The organism is Legionella tunisiensis, assembly GCF_000308315.1.
Lineage (GTDB): Bacteria > Pseudomonadota > Gammaproteobacteria > Legionellales > Legionellaceae > Tatlockia > Tatlockia tunisiensis.
This window is the reverse complement of the sequence record NZ_CALJ01000299.1, coordinates 1-7,198: the sequence shown is the minus strand read 5'-3', so window position 1 is coordinate 7,198 and position 7,198 is coordinate 1. Positions and strand designations below refer to the sequence as shown.

The following is a 7,198-nucleotide window of genomic DNA, read 5'->3' as shown; positions in this document are numbered from 1 at the left end:
GCCCGTATGGTTAGAGATAAATTGTTAAATCATGCTATTAAACAATCTTATGAAAGTTTGCTGTATCCAGGTCGGTATCCGGCTTGTTTGTTGTACCTGACATTAAATCCAGCGGAGGTAGATGTTAATGTTCATCCTACTAAGCATGAAGTGCGTTTTCAACAACCGCGCCTGATACACGACTTTATCACGTCCCAAATTCAGCAAGCGTTGGCAGTGCCAAGAATATCCTGTAATTACCAACAGCCATCTGTGCAAGAAAACACAACAGGACAGCAAATTCATGAAACCTATCTACCCTTACCTTTGCCAATCAACCACATTGGGCAACATGTTGCAGTGACAAATCGCTGGATCACCTTAAATGCAGCTTATGCATTAATCTTTATACAAGAACAGCCTTATTTAGTGGATATCGAGAAATTACAACGTCATTGGCTATTATCCATATTGGCGCAGGAGTCGTTGCCTTTAGCTAACCGCCCACTTTTGGTACCTATTAGCTACCCCATGAACCAACTCAGCCTGGATGAGGTCAATCATTATCGCCAATCATTGCATCAAGTAGGGATAGAAGTGGATTTGGCTGGCGAAAATGCGATGTTGGTTCGCTCTTTGCCAATTGCTGTGCCACATCTTGATATTAAACGCTTCCTTGCATTCGTTTTTAAGTCGAGTTCGCCTACAAATCAACAGTTGCTCGATCTGTTGAGTTTATGCCAATTGTTTAATGCGCACCAAGTTTTACCAGAAGAAACCGAGATCTTATGTGCCTATCTGCAAACGTTGTATAGTGCAAAGGAGTTGCCTGTTTGGTGCAAACAATTATCTACTGCATTATGTGAGAATTTGCTAAATGCCTGAAATCCTTTTTTGTTTAATGGGGCCCACTGCCTCTGGAAAAACAGCGTTAGCCAGTGAATTGATAAAGCATTTTCCTTTTGAAATTATCAGCGTTGATTCTGCGATGATCTACAGGGAAATGAATATTGGTACCGCCAAACCTAGTCAGGAAGAATTATTACAGGTTCCGCACCATCTGATTGATATCATTGATCCGCCAGAAAGCTATTCTGCCGCGCAGTTTTGTACGGATGTGTTTACTCTCAGTAGTGCCATTTTTAAGCGAGGAAAAATCCCTTTACTTGTGGGAGGGACGATGATGTATTTTAATGCCTTGCAGCAGGGCTTATCAACTTTACCTAAAGCGAATGAAATGATTCGTGCCTCATTATTACAGCAGGCAGAACAGCACGGTTGGGCATATTTACATCAGCAATTGATGCAAATTGATCCTTTATCGGCAGCAAGAATTCATCCCAATGATACCCAGCGAATTCAACGTGCCTTGGAAGTTTATCAGATAAGCGGAAACCCTTTATCATCCTTTTGGTCTGAACAGAAAGAGGCATTAGCTTATCGATTTGTGAACCTGATTTTGTTTCCTGAGAACAGAGCCTGGTTGCATAAAAGGATAGCCATACGTTTTGAGCAAATGCTCGAACAAGGTTTTGTGAATGAAGTGGAGCAATTGCTGCAAAAATGGCAGTTGTCGCCGTCTTGCCCTGCGATGCGCAGTGTCGGCTACCGTCAGGTATTGGATTATCTGGCTGGTAATTTTGATTTCGAAACCCTACGACATAAGGGTGTTGTGGCAACACGCCAGCTGGCTAAAAGGCAGTTAACCTGGTTACGTCATTGGCAGGAGGCTACTTTTTTTGCTTGTGAAAATTCGTCAACAGGTAGTGAAATCATGGCACTCATTAACGAAATATTGGATAATACAACAAAAAATGATTGAGTTTGTTGGGGGGAGAAAGCGATGTCAGCAAAAAAGAACAACTCGCGTGCGCTAAAAAGAATTATGTTGTACGTCGACAAGATTTACCCTTGAGTTGTCCGACTGATGAAATGGCACTATGGAATGCTCATCCGAAAGTTTATTTGCCAATCGAAAAAACAGGTACTGAAGTTTGTCCTTATTGTGGCTCACGCTTTGTATTAGAAAATGATTAAATCCATTTGCATTGTACGTTTATCGGCATTGGGCGATGTTTTGATGCTTGTTCCTTTGGTACGTCTCTTACAAGCAAAATTACCTGATGCTGCTCTCACCTGGGTTATTTCGCGCCCGGCCTATGATTTGGTGGAAGGGATGGATGGTGTTGAGTTTATTGTGATCAATAAACCCAATAGTCTTGCTGATTATTGGCATTTTAAGAAGCAGTTGGCAGGTAGAAAGTTTGATGTTTTATTAGCTACTCAGGCAAGTTTTCGGGCAAATTTACTATACCCGCTGATTCGGGCAACTCGAAAAATCGGCTATGACAAGTTACGTGCTAAAGATGGACATGGATGGTTTATTAGTGAAGCCATCAAGCCTGGGAATGATCACACTTTAGATAGTTTTTAAAATTTGCTGAGGTGCTTGGGTTAGAGCAAAGTGGTTTGCGTTGGGATCTCCCTATCGGTGAGGAAGAGCAGGAGTGGGCACGTGCCCATCTGCCGACTCAAGGACCTGTTTTACTCGTCAATCCTGCTGCCAGTAAACCTGAACGGAGTTGGTTGGTTGAGCGTTATATCGACGTGATAAAAGAGGCAAAAAAACGTTGGCAGGTGCAAGTAGTTCTAACGGGAGGGCCGGGTGAGTATGATAGACGTCTGGCTGATGCAATAATGAAGGAAGTTCCTTGCGTTGATTTAGTCGGTAAAACAAAACCTAAACAATTGCTTGCTGTAATAAGTCAGGCGCAAGCATTATTGTGTCCTGATACGGGGCCTTCTCATATGGCTGCGGCAGTGGGTACGCCTGTCGTTGCTTTACATGCAGTGACTTCTTCTTCGGTATCTGGACCTTATACCTATAGGCATTTGGCCGTTGATTGTTACCCTGAGGCTGTCACGACTATTCTGAAAAAAACACCGGAAACCAATGTATGGGGTACTCATGCTCATGGTGAGGACACAATGAAATTGGTTAAGGTAGATGCCGTACTAGCTAAGCTTGCTGAAGTGTTTGACCAAGCTGGTTAGCTTCCTTGGCTTTTCAACTTAACTTAATAGCTTTTTATTCTCAATGATTTCGAGAGTCGAGAGTTAATTTTTTACAGTACACCACTTGAGAACATCTATTCTTTTTACTTGTTTTTTCCCTGGTGTACCTAAGATCATCATCAGCTAATGAATAACAAATAAACAGCCACTTGCAATAAACACAGCGGTATACCAAATAAACTGAATTGCGCAAATGTAAACGCTTTCTCTCCTCTTTTTTCCACGTTTTGAATAATGATGATATTGCTAGCTGCACCTAAGATAAATAGATTACCTGCCATAGTACTCGCCATAGCTAAAATCATATACGAGTCGACTGGTCCATTCTGCAAGAATGGTAAATACAAGATTACTAAAGGAACATTGGAAATCAATTGACTTAATAATAAACTGACACCAGTTATCGTTAGAGGATGAGTTAATTGCAAATTGAGGTTGGTGAAGAATGTCTGGAAGTAGTTAGTTAACCAGACTGACTCAATAAAGATAAACAGGCTGATAAAAAATAGCAAAGTATGCCAGTCAATACTTTGAATTAAACTCAGCCGTTGACGATGTTTCAGTATAATGGGGCTAGCACTTACAAGTGCAATGATACTAAATGCAATATGCCATTCTGGGTTAAAAAGGCTTAAGGTAATTTGTACACAGATAAACAGGAACAATATAATCACTGCTAACTTTGCCAACTTAGCTAAATTTTTATCTACATTGAGATGGGGCTCTTCAATTCGCTGTATAGTGGAAAGCTGCTGATGGAAACAGAGTCTTAAATAAATAAATAAAATCACGCCATTTAATAATGTAGGAAGCAACAGAGAATGAAAAAAATGAACAAAAGGGGTATTGATCTGATTGGCTATTAATAGATTTTGCGGGTTGGCAATTGGACTGGTTACACTGCTTAGAGTTAAGGTATAGGCTAATGCCAACAATAATGGTAAAGGAGAGATGTTTGTTTTTTTACATAGCAATAAAATTGCGGGTGCACCAACAATCGCAATAGTATCATTCATTAATAGCATAGTGCTGAATCCGCTAAACAATATCAGGATTGCCAATAATTGGCTACCAGTATGCGCCCATTTAAATAAATGGAGCATAACCTGCTCTAGATAGTTGCTTTGTTCCAGAGCTGAACCAATGATAAACACACCAAGTAAGTAAAAAATAATATTGAAATCAACGGAGTTAACTGCTTGAAGTGGAGTAATATGGCCGGTTATTAGTACGATTAAGGCTGCCATTGTAACAATTAACCAGATCGGCAATACAAAGCGTCCGACTTTTCTGACAGCAGTTAAATAAAAACTAGCAATAGTAATGCGATTGGTAATGGAACAGAGGATAAATTATTCCACATTACTTACTACCTTCTCCATGGGATAATCTTTGCTTTCAGGCATATAGAAAAGAATATTAGTAAGGCCAAGATGTCAAAAAGGGTCAAGACAATAAATGCGAGTTTAAAACAAAATCCGGTGACAATAAACCTACTAATTAATGTACTACCTGCAGCTCCGATCCCTTGCATTATACCTAGTGCACCCAAAGTGACGTTATATATTGAACCCACGTTAGATAAAGTCAAAAAGCATTAATATTTTCAATTATGGTTATTTGGTGTACAATTTGGCGTTTGGTGGCCATCTATGAGCAGGATATGTCTGTATCAACTCAAAAAGCTTATCAATGGATAGCAAGCTTATATTTTTTACAAAGTATTCCCTATTTTGTAGTGGGTGTGGTTGCTATGCTGGTCTACCAACAACAAGGAGTGGATAATTACCACTCGACATTAATCAGCAGTCTATTAATCTTACCCTGGGTTAGCAAGCCAGTATTTGCGCCTTTTTTGGAGAAAATAGCCAGTAAGAAAAAGTTAACTATCTTTAGTCAGACATTCATAGCTTTTGTATTCCTGCTTCTAGCAATTAGTATTAATAAAGCCAATTTCTTATTTATTAGTATATTACTTTTTATTTGTTTGGCTTTTTTTCAGCACTTCATGATATTGTGACAGATGGTCTTTATTTGCTTAATTTGGATGAACATAGGCAAAAAATACGTACCATTACGGACTATTTTTATCAATTTGGGCGCCTGTTTATAAAAGGAGGATTATTGGTTTTAGCTGGTCGATTGGCCATAGAGTATGAGGTTAATGTCTGGAGTCTCTTTTTTCTAGTCTCAGTCTAATCGTCTTACTATTTGCTCTCTATCATTGGATTAAAATACCAGAAAAAGCAGCTTACACTCGTCAAACGTCTCCAAGCAACTATCTCGCCATTTGTAAGAGTTTGCTTTGTAAACGTGAATTGTACCCCGCGCTGTTGTTTTATTTTATATAATTTTTCTGATGCTCAAATGCAAAAAATGATTCCTTTATTTCTGCTTGATAAAATGGGGATAGCTCTTTCTTTATCTCAATTTGCAGCAGTTTATGGTATTGGCGGATCCTTTTCTTTAATGAGTGGTGTTTTTATTTCTGGTCTTTTAATTAGCCGTTATAAGTTGGCAGATTGCTTAAAGAATACAACAATCCTTTTAATGATGGGGCATGTGTTGTTCTTTTTTCTCTCTTTCGATGAGCACAATATTTACTTTATTTACGCAGTCATTTTGGTTAATCAGCTAATCTTTGGCTTAGTCAATGGTTGCTATATGGGATATCTTTTAGCTGTTGCGAATAAAGGTATTTATCCCATGTCTATGTATACTCTTTGTACAGCTATCATGGCGTTGAGTTATGTTTTTTGGTGCTTTCAGTGGACTACTGGAACAAGCACTTGGTTATAGCTGGTTTTTCTTTTATATCTTTCTATCCAATATTCTTCTTGTCATGATGACTTACTGGCGGATGAATCAGGATGGATAATTTGCTAATACGATTGGAAAATGAATTGGTGCAGGCCAATGGCATCACTGAATGTGATGAGGCTTTAAGTCGTTATTTAGCTAATAAAGGAGTTAACACCTTTTCTTTTACCTATTATGCCTATCATCCCAATTCAGCCAATAAATTAAAATACGATATGTCTTCAGCGAATTTTAGAGTCTGGCATAAGCATTATCTTGAAGAGCAGTATAATGACATCGATAGTACTTTAAGCTTTGTTTATAACAACCATTTACCTATTTATTGGAATTTAGAACAGCAACTTGCCCAGGCAACTTCTGAGTCAGAACGCAAAATGCGGTTAGATTCGATTGCTTTTGGTGCTGAATCCGGTTTATCTATACCCATTCATGGACCTCATAATAATTTTGCGGTTTTGTTACTAGTACAGATGCAAAATGAACAAAGTAATCTGCAACAAGCGCAGGCGCAGTATGAGTTCTTCGTGGCAGCTCATCATTATTACCACTACATCCAGACTCATCTTCTTGAGGACGTATCCCCAAATCAGTTCTTTCGTCTAACACAGCGGGAAATTCAATGTTTATTACTTATTGCTAAAGAATATTCCGTAAAAGAGATAGCGCAACAGCTTGAGTTAAGTGAAAGAACCATTAATTTTCACATTCAAAAAATAAATAAAAATTAGCGGTTAAAAATAAATATCAAGCCTTAGCAAAGGCGCTCGCGGAACAATTACTGACTTTATAGCCCCTGTCAAAAATGACAGTGGTTAGAGGAGAAGCGAGAAAGTTAAAATTTGACCATCAATAATTGTTGGAGAGTTTATGCAAATGTTTAAAAAATTGACTTTGCTGGCCTTGGTTTCTGCTCTGTTACCTGTGGCGGCACAAGCATCGCTAACTTTATATACCACTAGTTGGTCTATGTATGGCGAAAATCCTTATGAGTATGATGGTGCTTATAAAAATGGCCAGCCTTACGGTAAATTATCTTATGTCAGCAATCCTGCAATGGTGGCCCAATTTAATAAAGCGGATGTTGTTGCCTGGAGTTTTTTGCAGGTATGGAATAGCAATGATCCAAATCAAGCCTTTTATCAGATTCCAAGTGATTGGTCTGGCTTGTTACATTTTGATGACTTATGGGGGGAGCTACCTTTAGAGGGGTCATGGATATCTCCTTTACCACCTGAAACCAAGGATTTTTTAACTTTCTGTGAAGCGAATAAAGGGGCTTGTGCTTCAGTACAGGTCAATGGCAATACCGGTGAGAAAGAATTAT

At 38.9% G+C, this 7,198-nt stretch carries 7 protein-coding genes and 3 pseudogenes; 9 read left to right on the top strand and 1 reads right to left on the bottom strand.

Annotated features, from left to right (window positions below; all coding sequences use genetic code 11):
• The 4 genes and pseudogenes from BN58_RS26940 to BN58_RS26935 form a co-directional block, all read left to right on the top strand.
• Nucleotides 1-864 (top strand): annotated as a pseudogene (locus BN58_RS26940) (DNA mismatch repair endonuclease MutL); the annotation flags it as partial.
• Nucleotides 857-1,801 (top strand): tRNA (adenosine(37)-N6)-dimethylallyltransferase MiaA, encoded by a 945-nt coding sequence (gene miaA, locus BN58_RS18055; RefSeq protein ID WP_019218030.1) that lies wholly within the window; start codon nucleotides 857-859, stop codon nucleotides 1,799-1,801. The pseudogene BN58_RS26940 and the gene miaA, both read left to right, overlap by 8 nt.
• Complete coding sequence (locus tag BN58_RS18050; RefSeq protein ID WP_019218029.1) at nucleotides 1,798-2,016, top strand: zinc-finger domain-containing protein; 219 nt, start codon at nucleotides 1,798-1,800, stop codon at nucleotides 2,014-2,016. Before miaA ends, BN58_RS18050 begins: the two co-directional genes overlap by 4 nt.
• A gap of 43 nt (nucleotides 2,017-2,059) precedes the next feature.
• Nucleotides 2,060-3,033, top strand: a pseudogene (locus tag BN58_RS26935) (glycosyltransferase family 9 protein).
• A 140-nt stretch (nucleotides 3,034-3,173) separates the two neighbouring features.
• Here BN58_RS26935 and BN58_RS18040 read toward each other — a convergent pair.
• Nucleotides 3,174-4,325 carry an SLC13 family permease gene (locus BN58_RS18040; RefSeq protein WP_156812625.1) on the bottom strand — a complete coding sequence of 384 codons (1,152 nt, stop codon included), beginning with the start codon at nucleotides 4,323-4,325 and terminating at the stop codon, nucleotides 3,174-3,176.
• Between the two features lie 341 nt (nucleotides 4,326-4,666).
• Here BN58_RS18040 and BN58_RS35215 point away from each other — a divergent pair, with 341 nt between their 5' ends.
• The 5 genes and pseudogenes from BN58_RS35215 to BN58_RS26920 all read left to right on the top strand — a co-directional run.
• On the top strand, nucleotides 4,667-5,074 hold the full coding sequence (locus BN58_RS35215; protein ID WP_026069592.1) for an MFS transporter: 408 nt from the start codon (nucleotides 4,667-4,669) through the stop codon (nucleotides 5,072-5,074).
• Nucleotides 5,071-5,253, top strand: coding sequence for a hypothetical protein (locus tag BN58_RS35210; RefSeq protein WP_019218027.1), 183 nt, complete (start codon nucleotides 5,071-5,073; stop codon nucleotides 5,251-5,253). The genes BN58_RS35215 and BN58_RS35210 overlap by 4 nt, the downstream gene beginning before the upstream one ends.
• A gap of 168 nt (nucleotides 5,254-5,421) precedes the next feature.
• Entirely contained in the window at nucleotides 5,422-5,853 is a 432-nt protein-coding gene (locus tag BN58_RS35205; RefSeq protein ID WP_232220764.1) for an MFS transporter, read from the top strand.
• Between the two features lie 71 nt (nucleotides 5,854-5,924).
• Nucleotides 5,925-6,602 (top strand): helix-turn-helix transcriptional regulator, encoded by a 678-nt coding sequence (locus tag BN58_RS26925; RefSeq protein WP_019218026.1) that lies wholly within the window; start codon nucleotides 5,925-5,927, stop codon nucleotides 6,600-6,602.
• Between the two features lie 139 nt (nucleotides 6,603-6,741).
• Nucleotides 6,742-7,198, top strand: a pseudogene (locus BN58_RS26920) (glycoside hydrolase family 18 protein); the annotation flags it as partial.

Coding starts and splice junctions, on each gene's coding strand:
- miaA (WP_019218030.1), top strand. CDS start 857: ATGCCTGAAATCCTTTTTTGTTTAATGGGGCCCACTGCCTCTGGAAAA.
- BN58_RS35215 (WP_026069592.1), top strand. CDS start 4,667: ATGGTTATTTGGTGTACAATTTGGCGTTTGGTGGCCATCTATGAGCAG.
- BN58_RS35205 (WP_232220764.1), top strand. CDS start 5,422: ATGCAAAAAATGATTCCTTTATTTCTGCTTGATAAAATGGGGATAGCT.
- BN58_RS26925 (WP_019218026.1), top strand. CDS start 5,925: ATGGATAATTTGCTAATACGATTGGAAAATGAATTGGTGCAGGCCAAT.